Source organism: Pedobacter sp. AC163 (genome assembly GCF_979258665.1).
Genome location: NZ_OZ409872.1, coordinates 840,173 through 857,048 on the forward strand (window position 1 = coordinate 840,173; position 16,876 = coordinate 857,048).

17 protein-coding genes are annotated in these 16,876 nt (G+C 42.2%); 9 read left to right on the plus strand and 8 right to left on the minus strand.

The window, feature by feature from the left end; genetic code table 11:
- Window positions 1-239: 239 nt before the first annotated feature.
- The 4 genes from ACZZZK_RS03440 (at window position 240) to ACZZZK_RS03455 (ending at window position 3,310) form a co-directional block, all read left to right on the plus strand.
- Window positions 240-488, plus strand: coding sequence for a hypothetical protein (locus ACZZZK_RS03440; protein ID WP_463482880.1), 249 nt, complete (start codon window positions 240-242; stop codon window positions 486-488).
- A 393-nt stretch (window positions 489-881) separates the two neighbouring features.
- Window positions 882-1,637, plus strand: a complete 756-nt coding sequence (locus ACZZZK_RS03445) for an SDR family oxidoreductase (RefSeq protein ID WP_463482881.1) — start codon at window positions 882-884, stop codon at window positions 1,635-1,637.
- A gap of 58 nt (window positions 1,638-1,695) precedes the next feature.
- On the plus strand, window positions 1,696-2,451 hold the full coding sequence (locus ACZZZK_RS03450) for an SDR family oxidoreductase (RefSeq protein WP_463482882.1): 756 nt from the start codon (window positions 1,696-1,698) through the stop codon (window positions 2,449-2,451).
- A 340-nt stretch (window positions 2,452-2,791) separates the two neighbouring features.
- Entirely contained in the window at window positions 2,792-3,310 is a 519-nt protein-coding gene (locus ACZZZK_RS03455; protein WP_463482883.1) for an RNA polymerase sigma factor, read from the plus strand.
- Between the two features lie 44 nt (window positions 3,311-3,354).
- Here the strand turns inward: ACZZZK_RS03455 and ACZZZK_RS03460 are convergent, their stop codons facing one another.
- Window positions 3,355-3,828 carry a Dps family protein gene (locus ACZZZK_RS03460; protein ID WP_463482884.1) on the minus strand — a complete coding sequence of 158 codons (474 nt, stop codon included), beginning with the start codon at window positions 3,826-3,828 and terminating at the stop codon, window positions 3,355-3,357.
- 227 nt (window positions 3,829-4,055) lie between these two features.
- On the opposite strand from ACZZZK_RS03460, the gene ACZZZK_RS03465 reads away from it, so the two are divergent.
- Both ACZZZK_RS03465 and ACZZZK_RS03470 read left to right on the plus strand, forming a co-directional pair.
- Window positions 4,056-4,442, plus strand: coding sequence for an ArsC/Spx/MgsR family protein (locus tag ACZZZK_RS03465; protein ID WP_463486274.1), 387 nt, complete (start codon window positions 4,056-4,058; stop codon window positions 4,440-4,442).
- 9 nt (window positions 4,443-4,451) lie between these two features.
- Window positions 4,452-5,141, plus strand: coding sequence for a DsbA family oxidoreductase (locus tag ACZZZK_RS03470; RefSeq protein ID WP_463482885.1), 690 nt, complete (start codon window positions 4,452-4,454; stop codon window positions 5,139-5,141).
- A gap of 26 nt (window positions 5,142-5,167) precedes the next feature.
- Here ACZZZK_RS03470 and ACZZZK_RS03475 read toward each other — a convergent pair whose 3' ends face one another.
- Window positions 5,168-5,503 (minus strand): winged helix-turn-helix transcriptional regulator, encoded by a 336-nt coding sequence (locus ACZZZK_RS03475; RefSeq protein ID WP_463482886.1) that lies wholly within the window; start codon window positions 5,501-5,503, stop codon window positions 5,168-5,170.
- A 134-nt stretch (window positions 5,504-5,637) separates the two neighbouring features.
- Between ACZZZK_RS03475 and ACZZZK_RS03480 the strand changes: the two genes are divergently transcribed.
- Window positions 5,638-6,489, plus strand: a complete 852-nt coding sequence (locus ACZZZK_RS03480; RefSeq protein ID WP_463482887.1) for an SDR family oxidoreductase — start codon at window positions 5,638-5,640, stop codon at window positions 6,487-6,489.
- A 57-nt stretch (window positions 6,490-6,546) separates the two neighbouring features.
- Here the strand turns inward: ACZZZK_RS03480 and ACZZZK_RS03485 are convergent, their stop codons facing one another.
- Window positions 6,547-6,933, minus strand: a complete 387-nt coding sequence (locus ACZZZK_RS03485) for a group III truncated hemoglobin (RefSeq protein ID WP_463482888.1) — start codon at window positions 6,931-6,933, stop codon at window positions 6,547-6,549.
- Window positions 6,934-7,045: 112 nt separating this feature from the next.
- Between ACZZZK_RS03485 and ACZZZK_RS03490 the strand changes: the two genes are divergently transcribed.
- Window positions 7,046-7,483, plus strand: coding sequence for an RrF2 family transcriptional regulator (locus ACZZZK_RS03490; protein WP_463482889.1), 438 nt, complete (start codon window positions 7,046-7,048; stop codon window positions 7,481-7,483).
- 22 nt (window positions 7,484-7,505) lie between these two features.
- Here ACZZZK_RS03490 and ACZZZK_RS03495 read toward each other — a convergent pair whose 3' ends face one another.
- Window positions 7,506-8,741, minus strand: a complete 1,236-nt coding sequence (locus tag ACZZZK_RS03495) for an RNA polymerase sigma factor (RefSeq protein ID WP_463482890.1) — start codon at window positions 8,739-8,741, stop codon at window positions 7,506-7,508.
- A 135-nt stretch (window positions 8,742-8,876) separates the two neighbouring features.
- Between ACZZZK_RS03495 and ACZZZK_RS03500 the strand changes: the two genes are divergently transcribed.
- On the plus strand, window positions 8,877-9,335 hold the full coding sequence (locus ACZZZK_RS03500) for a DoxX family membrane protein (RefSeq protein WP_463482891.1): 459 nt from the start codon (window positions 8,877-8,879) through the stop codon (window positions 9,333-9,335).
- A 26-nt stretch (window positions 9,336-9,361) separates the two neighbouring features.
- On the opposite strand, the gene ligD (ACZZZK_RS03505) is transcribed toward ACZZZK_RS03500, so the two are convergent.
- The 4 genes from ligD (ACZZZK_RS03505) to ACZZZK_RS03520 all read right to left on the minus strand — a co-directional run bounded on the left by ligD (ACZZZK_RS03505) (window position 9,362) and on the right by ACZZZK_RS03520 (window position 16,811).
- Window positions 9,362-10,303, minus strand: a complete 942-nt coding sequence (gene ligD, locus ACZZZK_RS03505; protein ID WP_463482892.1) for a non-homologous end-joining DNA ligase — start codon at window positions 10,301-10,303, stop codon at window positions 9,362-9,364.
- A gap of 2 nt (window positions 10,304-10,305) precedes the next feature.
- Entirely contained in the window at window positions 10,306-11,307 is a 1,002-nt protein-coding gene (gene ligD, locus ACZZZK_RS03510) for a non-homologous end-joining DNA ligase (RefSeq protein ID WP_463482893.1), read from the minus strand.
- Window positions 11,308-11,366: 59 nt separating this feature from the next.
- Window positions 11,367-15,515 carry a sigma-54-dependent Fis family transcriptional regulator gene (locus tag ACZZZK_RS03515; protein ID WP_463482894.1) on the minus strand — a complete coding sequence of 1,383 codons (4,149 nt, stop codon included), beginning with the start codon at window positions 15,513-15,515 and terminating at the stop codon, window positions 11,367-11,369.
- 312 nt (window positions 15,516-15,827) lie between these two features.
- Window positions 15,828-16,811 (minus strand): GlxA family transcriptional regulator, encoded by a 984-nt coding sequence (locus tag ACZZZK_RS03520; protein ID WP_463482895.1) that lies wholly within the window; start codon window positions 16,809-16,811, stop codon window positions 15,828-15,830.
- Window positions 16,812-16,876: the final 65 nt, after the last annotated feature.

Genomic DNA, 16,876 nt, shown 5'->3' on the forward strand with positions numbered 1-16,876 from the left:
ATTATCGACAGAAAACTAAGCAAACATTTTGCTAGCGCCAATCAGCATTTGAACAGAAGGCTTGGTCGGAATAGGTATCAATCCCCAAATTTTAGTTCAGGGATTGCACAGATTCTATGTGCCCCTTTTCGGTAAGCATAGCTGCAATGCAACACCGATCATACTAAATGTATTGGAATTCGGGAAAATCAATTTCTATCGCAATTAAGTATATGCCCAAGTGAGATGCAAACTTAGGAATGGCAAAAACTGGCAGGTATGTTCCAATTGGGCATGTCGGTTTATTTATCGCTCCAGCAAAAAGAAATTACAATTTTAATGAGCCGATTAATTTCCTACCACAATCACTCAATATTACACCTTATGACAGAAATAAAAAAAATACTCTTGATATATCGCGAGTGTTGGGTGGAGTGGCTATATACCGCGTCTTTGAACGATTAAAACAAATAAATAAAACCTTAAAAAACAAGCACTTAAACAGTTAGGCACAGCAATTGAATCTGTCAAAATGAAATATTGAAAAAGTCATACCAATGGTAAAGAAATTTGTTGGACGATAGTTGAACCCAATAACTTATTGGACTAAAAAGGTTTACTAAGCGGATGAGGCAGTCTGAAATTTAAAACGGTTTTATCGCTTTTGTTTTGCAGGCTGTTATTGTGTCCATCGCGACGAAGATGACGGGTGTCAGCTTGTTGAGGAGGCTGTAATGGGTTATGCACTTTCCACCCGTTCGTGCATGGGACAAACCTACGTCGGCGCGGAGTCCCCGCGGAAAACCGATCAGCAACACAGCAATGCGATGGGCAAATCATCCCTTTAAGGGTTTACAGAAATAAATTAACTAAGGGTCATAAGGCCAAAAAATAAAATCAATATGAAAATAGTAGTTATAGGCGGAACAGGACTGATCGGAAGTCAGGTCGTTACCGGTCTTAAAGATCTTGGACATGAGGTTATTGCAGCTTCTCCAAGCTCAGGGGTAAATACAATAAGTGGAGAAGGACTAAGCGAAGTACTTCAGGGTGCTGAAGTAGTTGTCGATGTTCCTAATTCCCCATCTTTTGAGGAAAAAGCAGTAATGGATTTCTTTACCACCTCGGAAAAAAACCTATTGGCCGCAGCGAAGCTGGCAAGGGTAAAACACCTGGTAGCCTTGTCGATTGTTGGGGTAGACCGTGAGGGGGCAAACGCATACTTTTTGGCCAAACTCGCCCAGGAGAACCTAATTAAATCTTCAGGCATATCTTATTCACTGCTACGGGCAACCCAGTTTTACGAATTCGTTGGTGGCATAGCCGCTTCGGGAACTGTAGGTGATGAGATTCACGTTTCTCCGGCAGTCTTTCAGCCTGTTGCTTCCAGCGATGTTGTTGCTGCATTGGTCAATATCGCCAATTCAACCCCACTGAATGGTACCGCAGAAGTTGCCGGTCCGGAGAAAATTGCACTTGATGAAATTGTTAAGCAATACTTGAAACTTAAGGGGGATACGAGCGTGGTCATAACGGATCCGAGTGCCTTCTATTTCGGTGCAGCGGTAAACGATAGTACTCTGGTACCGGGCGAAAATCCAATCATTGGCAGATATACCTATAAAGAATGGATCAATATCCCCGGCAATTTAAGATAAGCTAATAGGAAGAATATTAATAGAAACACTGGAATTCCCAGATAAAAAGCACACAAATATGAAAATTGTAGTTATTGGAGGCTCAGGCCTAATTGGCAGCAAGCTGGTAAACAGTCTTGAAAATTTAGGCCATCAGGTCATTTCCGCGTCCCCTCAAAGTGGTGTAGATACGATTACCGGTGAAGGGCTGGCAGAATCGCTGGCAGGTGCCGATGTAGTGGTGGATGTGGCGAACTCGCCCTCCTTTGAAGATAAGGCTGTAATGGAATTCTTCCAAACAAGTGGAAAGAACCTACTTGCTGCAGAAAAGGAGGCCGGAGTTAAACATCACGTAGCGCTATCGGTGGTCGGAACCGAACGTCTTCAGGGCAGTGGTTATTTTCGCGCCAAGCTTGCTCAGGAAAAACTTATAAAAGAATCCGGCATTCCATACTCACTGTTACACTCTACTCAGTTTTTTGAATTCGTTGGAGGAATTGTACAGGCCGGTACGGTTGGGGAGCGTATTCATATTGCACCTGCATTCATTCAGCCAATAGCCTCCGATGATGTCGTTGCAGCAATGACCTCCCTTACTATTGGTTCACCAATCAATACAACTTTAGAAGTTGCGGGGCCTGAAAAAATCCGACTTAGTGATCTTGTACAAAAATACATGGGCTTAAAGGGTGACAACAGAGAAGTTGTAGCTAATGAACACGCTCCATATTTTGGAGTAGAAATCAATGATGCTTCCTTGACACCTGCACCAAATGCCCGTTTAGGTGAGATCAAGTACGATCAATGGATTGCACAGCCGGGAAATCTGAGGTAGTCTGAATTTAAACACTGCTGATTAAAAAGCTTTGAAGCCCTTTCCGTTCTGGTTAGGGCTTTTTTTTGTAAAGCTTAATAGTCAATCCCTTTAATTACCTCCCTCACTGTGGCATTTGTAGAAAATTCAAGAATTGAGCTCTTGAAATGCCAAGAGTGATGAGCGCAAATGACGAAATAGCATCTTATAAAAAAATGGCACATACACTTCAACCATTTGTGAAACAGACAATTGCAAAACAGGCATAATAGCTGTATTAATACGAATGAACGGAAAGACGGGCTAAATAAGGACGGCTTCCGGGCAAAATCAGAATCAATAACTTAACCACAATAAAAATATGAAAACAAATCAATTGGAGTGCATAAGTCAGCACATACCTGCGCTTCAGGAGTTTGCAATGAAATTTACAAAAGATCTGGACAGTGCAAAGGACTTGGTACAGGATACCATGCTGAAGGCTTTAAGGTATTATGAAAAATTTGAAGAGGGCACCAATATGCGCGGCTGGCTTTTTACCATCATGAGGAACAACTTTATAAACAGTTTCCGTAGAAGTAAGATGAGCATGGAGCTGATTAGTCAGACCGAGGAGTTGAGCTATGATCAATTACTGTCAAGCAGCACAGCAAATGGATGTGAGAACCGTTTTATCAAGAGTGACATCCGTAAAGCTTTAGCCACTTTGCCAGAATATCTTTACCATCCATTCATCAGATATGTTGAGGGCTATAAATATCACGAGATCGCAAGAGATTCAAATGCTCCTATAGGTACAATAAAAACCAGGATTTTCGAGGCAAGGCGTCTACTTAAAAAAAATCTGCAAGATTATAAGTCCTTCGCTACAAAAGACTAAAAAAGGGGATTTAGCAAGTAGCAAATCCCTTTTTAAGATAATAACTATTTCAAGTGTGCGCGCAACATCCAGGCCATAGTTTCATGTGTTTCCATCAGACCGGTGATGTAATCACTGGTTCCAAAATCCTTCAAAGCCCCGGCATACTTGCCGATATTCTCCCTTAAATGAATCAATATCGTCTCATGGTCTGCCAGCAGGGCGGTGATGAAGCCCTCACTATCATTCTTTCCCCTGTCATCTTCACTCAGATGGGTAAGTTCCAGGAATTGCTTAAGGGTTGCCGGCGCATAGTGTCCGAGTTTTCGTATGCGCTCCGCTACGTCGTCTACGATCTGTTCAAGTTGGTTGTACTGTGCCTCAAAAAATTTATGCTTATTGAAAAAGTCCGGGCCCTCGATATTCCAATGTGCTTTTCGGGTTTTGGTATATAGTACGAACTCGTCTGCCAGAATTTTACTTAATGAATGTGCAACCTCTGAGAGGTGCTCCTGGCTTATGCCAATTTTTGCTTCCATGTTGTTTTTGTTAATGGGTGAGAAATTATTCTTCAGCATTCAGAAATGTCGGTAATCCGAATTTTCAGATGAAACTGTGATGCAATTTAATTGGTCTGTAAGACCTGTAACTGGTCCAGCAACCTTGTATTCAGTGGACCACTTCCCTTAGCTGTATTAGTACGAATTTTGATTTAGGTAAATGGTATAAAATCAATCTTAAACCAGCGATTATGAAATTGTATGGAATGACCAACTGCATGAAAACACTCAAGGCTATAGCATGGCTCAGTGCAAAAGGAATTACTTTCAAATTTCTGGACATCAGGAAGGTAGGGATAGAAGAAGATAAAATATTAGAATGGGCCGGAAAGGCCGGATTTTCCACTTTTCTAAATAAGCAGATTCCAACCTGGACTCATCTCTACCCAAAAGAAAGGGTGCTGGCCCTTAACGAGAAATATGCGATCAGGCTTATGGTCCAAAAACCGGCTTTGGTCAAGCGCCCAATTCTTGAATATGGCGAAAAGCTTTTGTTTGGCTTCGACGAACCATCCTGGGAGCAGAACATTGTAGGAGATAATCATTCAACAGCCTCTGGAAATGAGTGTTCTGCAATTACTGAAGTATTTTAAATAAAAATTATGAAAATAGAAATCTGGTCTGATATTGCATGTCCCTATTGTTATATCGCATCCGCACGCCTCGCACGTGCCATCGAATCCTTTGAACATAAATCCTCAGTTGAAGTTGTACTTAAAAGCTATGAACTGGAACCTGATATCGCAGTAAATTCCGGGGAAAGCCAGCACAATGCCGTCATCAGAAAATACAGGCAAAATTCCATGCGGGCACAAAATATTTTAGACCAGGCTGCTCATGCGGCTGATCAAAGCGGGCTGATTATTAATTGGGACAAAGTAATTACGACCAATACCTTTAATGCTCACAGGTTGGTACATTTTGCCGGTCAATTTGGTAAAGCGAAAGGAATGGAGGAGCGCCTTTTCCGTGCATATTTCGAGGAAGGAAAACATGTTGGAGAAAAGCAGGTCCTTTTGACCATCGCTTTAGAGCTGGGGCTCGATGCGGAGAAACTCTTCACAGGGGAACTTTTCGAAGAAGAAGTGCGACGAGATGAACAAGAGGCGCACGCGCTTGGCATACGCTCCGTTCCGTATATGCTTTTCGATGAAAAGTTTGCTGTAAACGGCGCACGTTCAGAAGAAGATTTTTCCGCGCTGTTGGTTGAATTTGAACAAGAGGCTATAAAGTGCGGGATGAGCAAGCTTCCGGAATCCCCTGGCTGCGATGATGGCTCTTGCAGGGTATAAGGAAAAATTTTTGGCCAGTTGTAATGCTAGGATAAAGTGTCAGGTTTTACATTGTTTTTCCCCCAGTCGAACATAGCCTGTAGCACAGGCTCTAATGTCCTGCCTTTTTCACTGATTTCATACTCCACCCTCGGTACTTTTTCGCGGTAGCTGGAACGTATAATCAAGCCATCGCCTTCCAGCTCGCGGAGCTGTTGGGTCAGGATTTTTTGGGAAATACTCGGAATGAACAATCTTAGTTTACCGAAACGAACAGGGCCATCGAATAACTGGACCAAAATGACAGGCTTCCATTTATTACCAATGGCCTCGACAGTACGAATAATGTGGCAGTCTTTAGGATCGTGGTGAATTGTTCTCATGATGTCTTGGTTACCTTTTGGAAACCGGTTTCTATCACTTAGTCACCTTTTGGAAACCGGAAATTCAGTGTTGGATTAAGAATTAATAAATGATAGATAGTTTCTTTGCGCAAGATAAATAAAAAATAGAAAATATGGATAAGGTAATCGTAGTGACAGGGACAAGCAGTGGCTTTGGCACCCTGATGGTAAAAAAGTTTTCAGCTGCAGGATATCAGGTAGCTGCAACGATGAGGGGCACTCAGGACAAAAATAAAAACGTTGCATCTGAGCTATCTGCAATAGACAACGTTGAGGTATTTGAACTTGATGTTGCCGATGATGAATCGGTAAAGAGTGGAATTGCGGCCATTCTGGATAGGTATAAAAAAATTGATGTGGTCGTGAACAATGCGGCCATACAAGGCACAGGCTTGCTTGAAGGGTATTCCCTGGAACAGTTCCACAAGATTATGAACATCAATCTTTATGGCGTCTTCCGTATGTACAGGGAGGTTTTGCCGGGAATGCGAAGTGAGCAGGATGGTTTGATCATCAATATTTCGAGCAGTGCCGGACGTTTTTCTCCACCTTTTCAGGTGCCCTATAACAGTTCCAAATTTGCACTGGAAGGACTTACAGAAGGGAGTTATGATGAGCTGATTGGCCAGGGAATAGAAACTATTCTTATAGAACCAGGAGCATTTATGACCGAAATGTACACCAAGCAGGGAACCCATGCAGACAGGGAAGAAGTTTTGGATCAATACGGTGAAGATACCGCGATTTTGATGACCGGATTTGGCGCAAAACTTGGAGGCGCATTACAGAAATATCAACCCGAGCCTTCTGCAATTGCTGAAGCCGCATTGAAACTGATTCAAATGGAAAAAGGTACTCGTCCGCTACGGACTACTGTTGATCCCATTGCACAGGGAGCCGATCAGGCATTTAACGATGCGGCGCTCGACCTTAAACAAAAGTGGGTAGCTAAATACCTTTCTTAAGATTATATTTCAAGCTGCGCCTGAATCATCGGGCGTAGCTTAAATTGAATAAAAAGGCTAAATGACAGGTCGCGAATTTCCGGACTTGTAGTAATCTATTTTCGACAAAAACATCACTGCCATTTTCTCACCCCTCCATATGGCTTCATCTGCTTTCTCACCGGCAAACAGGCCATCAACAGCTTGACGCCAAAGCTTGATCCAGCGATCAAAATGACTTTGCTCAATACCTAACTTGAGGTGTGGCGGAAAAGGTCTTCCAAAATAACTACTGGTTCCAAGCAGCACGGTTCCCCAAAAACCGTACATTTTCTCCAGATGTACATCCCATCTGCCCTCCACTACCCTGTTAAAAATCGGACCAATGTGGTCATCGAGTTGTACGCTAAGATAAAAAGTATCTACGAGCTTAACGATATCTGATGAATGTTTAATGTCTTCCATTTAAAAAAATGATGTCAGAGAAGGATTTCTATAACTTAAAACAAAATTATAGATAGGTCAACATAAAAGACATAAACATCCTTTATTATTCCGTATATTTGACATTTAGATTATGGCAATTTTTTCCAAGACATGTGAATATGCGATCCGCGCTGTATTTTATCTGGCCCATCGCAGCGCTGACGGGCATCGCACTGGTATAAAGGATGTTGCAACCGGAATAGATTCCCCGGAACTTTATCTTGGAAAGATCTTGCAGGACCTAAGCAGAAAAGGGCTCATCAGTTCAGCAAAGGGACCTAACGGAGGTTTTTTCCTTTCTCAGGAAATGCTCAATCAGCCTCTAATCGAAATTGTCAGGGCTGTAGACGGAGACAACCTGTTTGTTGGTTGTGGCCTTGGCTTAAAGCAGTGCTCTGAGATAAATCCTTGTCCGTTACATAATGAATTTAAGGATATCAGAATGAGGATAACCAACATGTTAAGCAATACCACAATAGGTGAATTTAACAGAGAATTGATGGAAGGATTATTATCGCTTAAAAAATAATCTGTTTTTTTGAAAGCCAGCTTCAGATATTAAGTTCAGCAATATACCGTTCGATGGTTTTTCGGTCTGCCTCACTGGTTGCCAGTGAAAGGGCGGCGGAAAAATTGCTCAACGCCTTTTTGTTATCAATTTCGGAATAAAGATTGCCCAGCAATACGTAGTAAAATTGATTATCGCTGAGATTTAATTTTTCGGCCTCAGCGATTGCAACGGTTTTACCTTCGGTCTTTGATAGTGCATATGTCCGGTTCAGTGCTGCGAGTGGGGAAAACGTTAAAATCAACAAGCTATTGTAGAGCTGAAGGATTTGTTCCCATTTTTCCTTTGTATCAGCTTTTTTAGTATGCCAGTATGCAATAGCGGCCTCGAGATGGAAATGACTAACCTTATCGCCCTCAGATGCACGGTTCAGGAAAAAAATTCCCTTTTCGATCATTTCGAGGTTCCAAAGCCTCTCGTCCTGATCCTGATATAAAATCATTTCTCCATTGGAACCTGTCCGGGCATCGAATCTTGATGCATGAAAACACATCAGCGATAACAGTGCGCTCGAATTGGGTAGATCTGTCAGCGGATTTTCTGTCAGCAAATAATTCAGTCGTATGGCTTCCTCGCAAAATTCCTTTCTGAGCACATTGTGCTGAGAGGTGGAGTAATATCCTTCGGAAAATAGCAGGTAAATAGTGGTCAGCACAGTTTCCAGCCTGCCGGTAATTTCCGCTCGCTTAGGCTGCTGGATCCGGATATTCGCGATTTTCAATTTTTCCTTCGCCCTTTGAAGGCGTTTATAGACCGTTTCTTTATTGGTCAAAAATGCATCCGCTATCTCCTGTATTCCAAAGCCGCATAGTAAATTCAGGGCCAGCGATATCTGCAAATGCCCTGATATTACAGGATTACAGATGGTAAAGATCATAGCGAGCTGGCTGTCTGAAATGTTTTTTTCGGAGAAGTCAACATCGATTTCCTCGCCGTGCGAGGATTCGGACTGTAGTACAGGAGTTAGTTTTGCATCAAAAAGATTGTTACGGTTCAGGTAATTTCTGGCCTTATTTTTAGCAACAGTATAAAGCCATGCGGTAGGATTTTCAGGAATTCCCTTGATTGCCCATGATTCAGTTGCAGATAAAAAAGTATCGCTGACAATATCCTCTGCAGCTTCGATGTGTTCCATACCAAACCGGTAACTCAGTACCGAAACCAATTTCCTGTATTCGGATCGAAAAAGCTGGGGTATTAGTGAGTTTTGGGGATGCATAGTGAGATCTAAATAATTTACAAAGATACGACTCGACTTGGTTAGTTGGGTTTGAAAAATGGCTGGTCCATATTTAAAATCAGCTCTGGTCCCCTGTGAAATACGAATTTCCTTTTATTTTGGCAGAAAAAAATTATGAAAAACAAATATGATGGCGCGCAGCTGTTCTTGCGCTTAGCTCTTGGTATAGGCTTTCTTCTTCCCACCATGGACCGGCTAGGAATTCTCGGACATGCAGGAACTGCCGGCAATGCATGGGGAAACTGGGATAACTTTGTCTCCTACACCAATACGCTGATGCCTTATCTGAGCAGGCCTGTCACCCAGATATTTGCATTTTTGGCTACCCTGGGAGAATTTGTGTTTGCAATAGCCTTAATACTGGGTTTCCAAACCCAAAATGCAGCAAAAGGCAGTTTTATACTTTTACTGCTTTTTGCACTCAGCATGTTGTTCTTTGCCGGTTACCGTGCTCCATTTAGCTATTCCGTTTTTACTGCTTGCGCAGCATCTCTGCTGCTTTCTGCCATGCCGAATTATAGATGGAGCCTTGATTATTTGAAAGGATACAGAAGAGAAGAATCTTATATTTAATATCCTGTATTTTTAGGGAAACGCCCTTAGTTTGCAAATTTGCGTTTCCCTCGTTCTATTACGCTATCCAGATCGATACCGGAGCCAAAAACACCAGAAAACAGATCACCAAATTCCTGCAGTCTGGCTGGTATAGTTTTTATGTTATAATCATACATGGATATCCCCTTATGAAGCTCTTCCCATTTCAGCGGAGCAGACACCGGAGCTCCTGGTTTTGGCCTAAGTGAATAGGGGCAGGCAACAGTCGCTGAGGCATGATTTTGAAGAAAGTCCAGATACAGCTTTCCTTTTCTGGAGCTCAGCGCTCGCTCCATCGATGTCAATCCTGGCAGGATCAGGTGAACTTGGTCCAATATCATCTTTATCAGTGTCTTGCTTTGAACAAAAGTATATTTCCCGCCAAGCGGGATATAAATATGTATGCCCGTTGAACCGGAAGTCTTGAGAAATCCAGGTATTTGCAGGACATCAAGAACACTTTTTACGCATAGCGCGACCTCTACAACCTGAGCAAAGGTATTTCCTTCATCCGGATCCAGATCGATCAGGCAAAACTCAGGGTAATCCGGTGAGGCAATGGTGCTCAGCCATGGATTAAGTTCGATACAACCTAGTGAGGCCATATAGATAAGTGTTTCTTCACCGTTGCCAACTATATATTCCCGTTGCTTTCCCTCCGCTGTCGTATAAGCACATGTTTTGGCCCAATCAGGCGCTTTGCCTGTGACATCTTTTTGATAAAAGCTTGCACCGTTAATTCCATTCGGAAAGCGGTTCATTGATTGTGGCCTGTTTTTTAGGTAAGGAAGAATAAATCGGGAAACCTCATGATAATAATTAAGCATATCCCTTTTCGTCAATCCATCCTGAGGCCAGTATAATTTATTTAAATGGGTCAGTTCCAAAACCTGACCCGCAATTTCGATAACCTGGGTATCCTGATCCCCAACTAGCAAGCATTCCATATTTATAGCTGTTTTTCTATGCCGGCTGAACGAATCAGTTCAATGGTTGGCATTTCTGTTTCTCTTCCGACGCCCTTTGCCGCCTTGTCTGTTCTCATACCCTTGAAAGACGGATGACGAAAGAAACCCTCTTTAGTGATCTCTGAAAACTCCACTTCACAGACAAGCAAAGGCACAAGCCAAACGGTTTCTGTATCCATGGCAACTTTTTTAAGTTCTGCAGGCCATGAAGACATTTCTGCTGCTAAAAATGGATTTACAGTGGTTCGCAGCTGAGTAAGTTGTTGGATAAGTTCCTTTTCGTTTTTTTCTGAGAACCCCGTTCCCACCTTTCCAACATAAACAAATCTCTGGCGATCATATACGCCCAGAACAAGCGCACTGAATAGTCTTGGACTGTCAATATTATTGGTGTAACCGGCAATTACAACTTCCTGCCTTTTTTTAACTTTTATCTTGAGCCAATCGTGAGAACGTTTACCGGGATAGTAAGGGCTTATCTTGCGCTTGGCAAGAATACCTTCCAAACCATTTTCTTTTGCGAAAGCGAATGAATCGGTTCCAGAACTATCGAGCGGCCTGCTAATTTTAATTTCCAAATTCTCTTCACCAATGATTTGGGTAAGTTTCGCTCTTCGATAACTCAATGGGAATTCCAACAAACTCTCACCCTGAAAAGAAAGCAGGTCAAAAACATAGTAGATGAGTTGACCATCCTTAGCAGATCTCCAGTTTTGCAGGGAACTAAAATCAGAGCGACCATTTTTATCGATCACCACGATTTCGCCATCCAGAACGGCATCAAATTTTAGCTGTTGCAGGTTTCTGTAAATCGGAAAAAACTTTTCATTATAGGATTTGTCGTTTCGGGAAGCGATGATGACATCTCCGGCCTGAAGGGTAGTCAATGCGCGGTATCCGTCCCATTTGACTTCAAATTCCCAGTCAGGATCATTAAATGGCTGATCTGCCAGTGTTGCCAGCATCGGCTTAAAATTTTTCATGTCAAATTTTTTCGTATTTAGTCTAGTAAATACCAGAGGTTGAACTTGGCTACAATATCTTACATGGTATGTTCTCTTTTTATGCCAAGGCGTTTGATTTTGGAATTCAGGGTTGTAGGGGGAACCCCCAGAATTTGGGCAGCACCCCCCGGACCTGCAATTCGGCCGTGGCAATATTTAAGAACTTTTAAAATGTAGTCCTTTTCATTTTCATCAATGGTTTTGAGCGAGAATTCTTCCAGTTGCGCTTTAAAAGCAAGCTGTTCCTCTGGCGGAGGAAGCAATAGCCTTTTGAGCACATTCCCATTGGCGAGCAGCACGCTGCGCTCGATGAGGTGCTCAAGTTCGCGGATATTTCCGGGCCAGTCATAATCCATAAGTTCCTGCATTGCCTTACTACTGATGGAATTGATGTTTTTACCGCAATTTTTATTGAATTGCTTAATAAAATGCATGGCCAGCTGTTCTATATCCTGTTTTCGCTCACGAAGAGGTGGTAATGAGATCGGGAATATATTGAGCCTGTAGAAAAGATCATTGCGAAAACGACCTTCAGCAATTTCGATGTCCAGATTCCGGTTGGTTGCCGCAATAACCCTGACATCAACCCTAATTGTCTCTTTTCCCCCTACCCGCTCGATTTCCCGTTCCTGCAGTGCTCGCAGTAGTTTCACCTGTAAGTCTACCGGCATCTCGCCGATTTCATCCAAAAATAAAGTACCATTATTAGCGAGTTCAAATTTGCCTAATCTTCGCTCCGTGGCACCGGTAAAACTTCCTTTCTCATGTCCGAACAGTTCACTTTCTATTAAGTTTACAGGCAGGGCCGCGCAGTTAACCTTTACCATTATTTTGTTCTTTCTGGGAGAGTTATTGTGTATAGCTCTTGCGATAAGTTCTTTTCCCGTTCCGGTTTCGCCCAATATGAGTACAGTACTGTCTGATGGGGACACCTGAGAGATCAGCCGAAAAGTATCCTTTAGCGCCGTGCTCTCTCCGATTATTTCGGTGTAGTTATGAATGGTCTCAATTTCCTCAGTGAGGTAGATTTTTTCCTCTTCAAGTTGCTGTTTATAGATTTCAATTTCTTTTAACTGGGTTTCAATTCGCTGATGTGAAATGATATTCGATAATACAATGGCAATCTGTGCACTTATATTATCGAACAGTTTTCTATAGCTTAAAAATTCGGATATATTGCCGTGTTCAAAAAGCATGAAGCCGATAGGTTGCTGTCCAAGTTTAATGATGGATCCAACCATCCCCTGTTGAACGTTTCCTGGCGAGGCGGTCATGAAGCCTGTTTGGCTATCCAGGTTATCAAAATCCCGTGCATCAAAAAAAACTGGCTCTTCACTATTGAGAATCTGGGCAAACACTGTTTGTGAGATGTTGGAAAATTCCTTGCTGCCGGGTGATTCATTGTAAGCAGAAACGGTACCGTCAGCCAAAACACGGGCAATTTCCATAACGCTCTGCCTGTCCTCACTTAAAGTAGCGATCAGAAAATTATTTATATTGAAAATTTCCCTGAGCTGCACCCTAAGGATCTTGGTCAGTACGCACACATCCTTTACTGAACGGAGTTCTGTTCCAAAAAGCATGAGTCTACTTTCTTCATCAATACGTTGTTGAAGCTCCTTGTTTGCATTGATATTTGCCACTGCAATGGAAATCTGGTTTCCCAGTCCGCTGATTAAACTGGACTTACCGCTAGTCAACTCGAGTCTGTTCTCGAAAAAAAGAACCAGAGAACCAAATGGTATATGGTCCCTAGAAAACCTGACGCCAATTACCTGGACAATGCCGCTTTCCTTGCTGATCTTAAGGTAACTAGTCAATTCCTTATTTGCGGAAAGCTCTTCCAGCTCGAAGCTAAGGGGTACGGGAGAGGCAAGAATTTTATTGATAACCCCGTCATTCACAGGAAAGACCATCGAGATCAAATCTTTATATTCCGGGTGGTTGCGGCAAATGGTTTCGGGATCGAATTGAATGATATCGAAAAAATCTCCGCCTTCGTTTATCGTGCCAATGGCCAGATAACTAAAGCCGAGAAATTTCTTAAGCTTTTCGGTAACCAAACGGATGAGCTGGTTACCATTTCGAATAGACGCTATATCAGTACTCAATGAAAATAAAAGTTCTCTTTCTGTTTCCCGCTTGATGGCCTCTTCATTGAGCAGTACGTTTGATATTGCAGTTGAGAGATGGTATGAAATGCTACTGTACAATTCGAGATCAATTCCGTCAGGCTTTAAAGCACGGTTGAAGTTAAAAAACACGGCACCGATATCCGCCATATCGCGAACGAGTTTAACGCCAATTTTCGTTCTTACGCCGGCGGCATGTTCAGCATGGATGTAGTTTGGCGCATGCGGCTCGCTTATCAGTTTATCCATATCGAACACCTGAACACCTCCTGAATTCATAAGTCTGGAGAATATATCATTGTTGGCACGGAAGTGCTCACTGATGTAATCGACATTATGTCCGGGATCTGCTCCATACATTTCCGGCGTATAGAGGAAAGTATTGTAGCTCTGATCTTTATTTCCGATCATAACTACCGCCTCTTGAAATAGGAAACGCTCTTTGAGGGTTCTGTTAAAAAGTTTGTCCAGATCTTTTCGCTGACGAATCGAAGTAATTGTATAACTGATGTTCGATAAAAAATCGCGCTCCTGGTTTTTTTTAGATACCGTGTCGGCAACTTTTATATTCTCTGCTGCAATGGAAAGTTGATGGGAAATTCCCTTGAGCAGCTTGATCTGGTATGAACTGAGCTCTTGTCCCTCGAGCAAACAGATGACCCATATCCCACTAATCTTTGAGCCGACACGCAGGCTGAGCATGGCCATTTTTTTAATACCACATTCATAGTTTATGCTCATATAAAGGGGAAGCGCATTTCCTGTCGCCAACTCTTCATCCAGGTCAAATATGATTGGATCATTAGAAAGCAGAACCTTATAGACTTGGTCACTTATCGGAAATTTGGTTGACACCATAAAAGCGTAATCCGGATGAAATCTTGACCTTGAATCCAAATCCCCCAAAAGTCCGCTTACACTTAACTGGTCGTCATTAATGGTCTTCACAAAGTGATGGGAATAATCAATTAGCATCCTTAAATTTGGGTTGATGCTCTTTAACAGTGTGAGCTTATCCTTGTTGAATGCAATCCCAGTATTTATCGCTTGGAGAATATCCCTTTCGCGGTCTTTTAACTCAATTTCTGCGATAGACTTGATATTCATGACTACGCTTGCGATCTGGTTGACAATAAGAGGCATGATACAAATGAAGTTATCATCCTCATGATGACTTTCCTCAAAAAGAAAAACGCAATTTCCAATAATTTCGCGGCCACTATACAGATTATATATTCTGCCTTTACGCCCGTTAAGTGATGATCCGGATTTTAAAAATGGCCCTACTTCATTGCCTTCAGTTAATACCTTAAAATCAAAAGATTTTTTGTTACCGGCCTCAGCCGAGCTGCTTTCTATGACGCCATTAAGGGGTATAGAAGTTACATTGACCCGTTCACTAAAAGGGAACTGGGCTAATGAAGATTCAGAATCCGGGCAGAGGTTATACATCAGTTCCCCGGCTCTTTCGAGAATGAATACGGTACAATCAAAAAATCCGATGTAAGATTTTAATGAGGAATTGAGCAGATAAAACAACTGTTTGCAGTCTCTGATCTCGCCAAGGGCTTTGCCAAAAGCAAGTAAAAACTCATTACGTTCACTTTCTTTATAAATCGATTGCCTTAAAATGAGGTCGTTGTAAACATATAAAAGTTCGAAAGCCAGGCCGTTGCTGTTTTCAGGTATATGGTCAATCTCATTAACATAACCCAATACGACAGTAGATCTTGGTCCGTCGGGTAGCTCAACAGGAATAAAAAGGTACCGCTCATAGACGGAACCGGAAATCTTAGTTTTATCGGCTAAAACAGGTTCTGTTCCAGGCACACTATCTCTGGCAAAGCTGGTCATAGAACTTAGATCATCAGCCGTTGCAAAACCGTAATGCAGTGCAGGACTGCCCTTAAAATGGGCATCGTATGTTGATTCTCCCACAATCAGGAGTATAAAATCGGCAGAGAACTTTTTGCAAAAAAGTTCAAGGGTAGTAATGATTTGGGGTTTTACTTCAGACTGTAGAATCAGGAGTTTATTGTCAAGATCTATCATCATTATTATGTTTTACATTTGAAACTTATAACATTTGCACGGGCATCGAACTAACTTAACCCTTCCCGACATTCGGTTGAATGCTATTGATACGGAGCTGAAGCTTATTCCAATGAATTCCTGAAAATATTATTTATCCGGCCGTCAGAAGTTCTGCCCTTCCCTAACAATTCATCAGAAATTCTTTCCGGATGGGCGTTTGGGATATTCAAAAGTAAGATATAAGTCAATGTTAAAGCAGTCAAAAAACAGGCAATTACTGCCATTATACTGTCCTAAAATTCTGGATTCAGAATGATTGGGGTTTTGAGCAATTTATATCCTTCCGAATAGATTCCGATAGTCGAATGGTGTAAGGCTAAAATTGCGAACGAAAATCTTCCGCATGGTGTCAACGCTTTTGAACCCGCTAATGGCGGCAATGCGCTCGATTGGGTCGTTGGAATCCTCTAGGAGTCTTTTAGCACATTCGGTACGGAGTTTTTCTACGTATTTAGCTGGTGTTAATCCGGTTTCATTTAAAAACACACGGGCAAAATTCCGATGACTCATGAATACTTTTTCTGAAAGCATTTTTACGGTGAGGTCCTCACGCAGGTTAGACTTGATCCACTGCTGGAGTTCAAAAATAGGCTTTTTTGAGGCCTCTTGATGAAGCAGAATATCACTGAACTGAGACTGGTTTCCCGGCCTTTTAAGGTAAAGTACCAATACTTTCGCCACCTTTAATGCCACCTCACGTCCGTTATCTTCTTCAACAAGAGCGAGGGCAAGGTCTATTCCCGCTGTTGCGCCTCCCGAGGTATATATATTTTGATCTTTAATAAATATCAGATCAGAATTGACCTGAATTCCTAAATAGGATAAGCGAAGCGTTTGTGCATTCAGCCAGTGCGTGGTTGCTCGGCGGTTTTGCAGCAGGCCAGCTTCAGCAAGCATAAAGGCGCCCAGACAAACTGCGCATACTCTTCTGATATCGTTATGGTTCTTCTTTATCCAATTTACAAGTTCGGGTTGGCTTTTCCAATTGTAATCCATGGAAAAGCCTCCGATAATAAGTGTATCTATGGGATAATGAATATCAAAGATGCTTTTTTCGCAACGGATGACAAGACCACTACTTGTCCGGACATCCAGTTCACGGCTTGGGGATGCGATACAAAGGTCATAAATCACCGAATCCATGTTGGCAATCTCGTTATTCATCCGATTGGCATTATGAAATACATCCGAGGGGCAAATGATGTCAAGTGCCATAGCATTGGGCATTGCGACAATTACAACTGACCTGGTCTTCATTATCCTTTATGATTATATTTATTTTTTACGTTTGACTTAACAAATAATTTGCACCAGCTCATATC

Bases quoted from the DNA above. Each gene is read 5' to 3' on its own strand.
- ACZZZK_RS03440 (WP_463482880.1), top strand. From the start codon at position 240: ATGGCAAAAACTGGCAGGTATGTTCCAATTGGGCATGTCGGTTTATTT.
- ACZZZK_RS03445 (WP_463482881.1), top strand. From the start codon at position 882: ATGAAAATAGTAGTTATAGGCGGAACAGGACTGATCGGAAGTCAGGTC.
- ACZZZK_RS03450 (WP_463482882.1), top strand. From the start codon at position 1,696: ATGAAAATTGTAGTTATTGGAGGCTCAGGCCTAATTGGCAGCAAGCTG.
- ACZZZK_RS03455 (WP_463482883.1), top strand. From the start codon at position 2,792: ATGAAAACAAATCAATTGGAGTGCATAAGTCAGCACATACCTGCGCTT.
- ACZZZK_RS03460 (WP_463482884.1), bottom strand. From the start codon at position 3,828: ATGGAAGCAAAAATTGGCATAAGCCAGGAGCACCTCTCAGAGGTTGCA.
- ACZZZK_RS03465 (WP_463486274.1), top strand. From the start codon at position 4,056: ATGACCAACTGCATGAAAACACTCAAGGCTATAGCATGGCTCAGTGCA.
- ACZZZK_RS03470 (WP_463482885.1), top strand. From the start codon at position 4,452: ATGAAAATAGAAATCTGGTCTGATATTGCATGTCCCTATTGTTATATC.
- ACZZZK_RS03475 (WP_463482886.1), bottom strand. From the start codon at position 5,503: ATGAGAACAATTCACCACGATCCTAAAGACTGCCACATTATTCGTACT.
- ACZZZK_RS03480 (WP_463482887.1), top strand. From the start codon at position 5,638: ATGGATAAGGTAATCGTAGTGACAGGGACAAGCAGTGGCTTTGGCACC.
- ACZZZK_RS03485 (WP_463482888.1), bottom strand. From the start codon at position 6,933: ATGGAAGACATTAAACATTCATCAGATATCGTTAAGCTCGTAGATACT.
- ACZZZK_RS03490 (WP_463482889.1), top strand. From the start codon at position 7,046: ATGGCAATTTTTTCCAAGACATGTGAATATGCGATCCGCGCTGTATTT.
- ACZZZK_RS03495 (WP_463482890.1), bottom strand. From the start codon at position 8,741: ATGCATCCCCAAAACTCACTAATACCCCAGCTTTTTCGATCCGAATAC.
- ACZZZK_RS03500 (WP_463482891.1), top strand. From the start codon at position 8,877: ATGAAAAACAAATATGATGGCGCGCAGCTGTTCTTGCGCTTAGCTCTT.
- ligD (WP_463482892.1), bottom strand. From the start codon at position 10,303: ATGGAATGCTTGCTAGTTGGGGATCAGGATACCCAGGTTATCGAAATT.
- ligD (WP_463482893.1), bottom strand. From the start codon at position 11,307: ATGAAAAATTTTAAGCCGATGCTGGCAACACTGGCAGATCAGCCATTT.
- ACZZZK_RS03515 (WP_463482894.1), bottom strand. From the start codon at position 15,515: ATGATGATAGATCTTGACAATAAACTCCTGATTCTACAGTCTGAAGTA.
- ACZZZK_RS03520 (WP_463482895.1), bottom strand. From the start codon at position 16,811: ATGAAGACCAGGTCAGTTGTAATTGTCGCAATGCCCAATGCTATGGCA.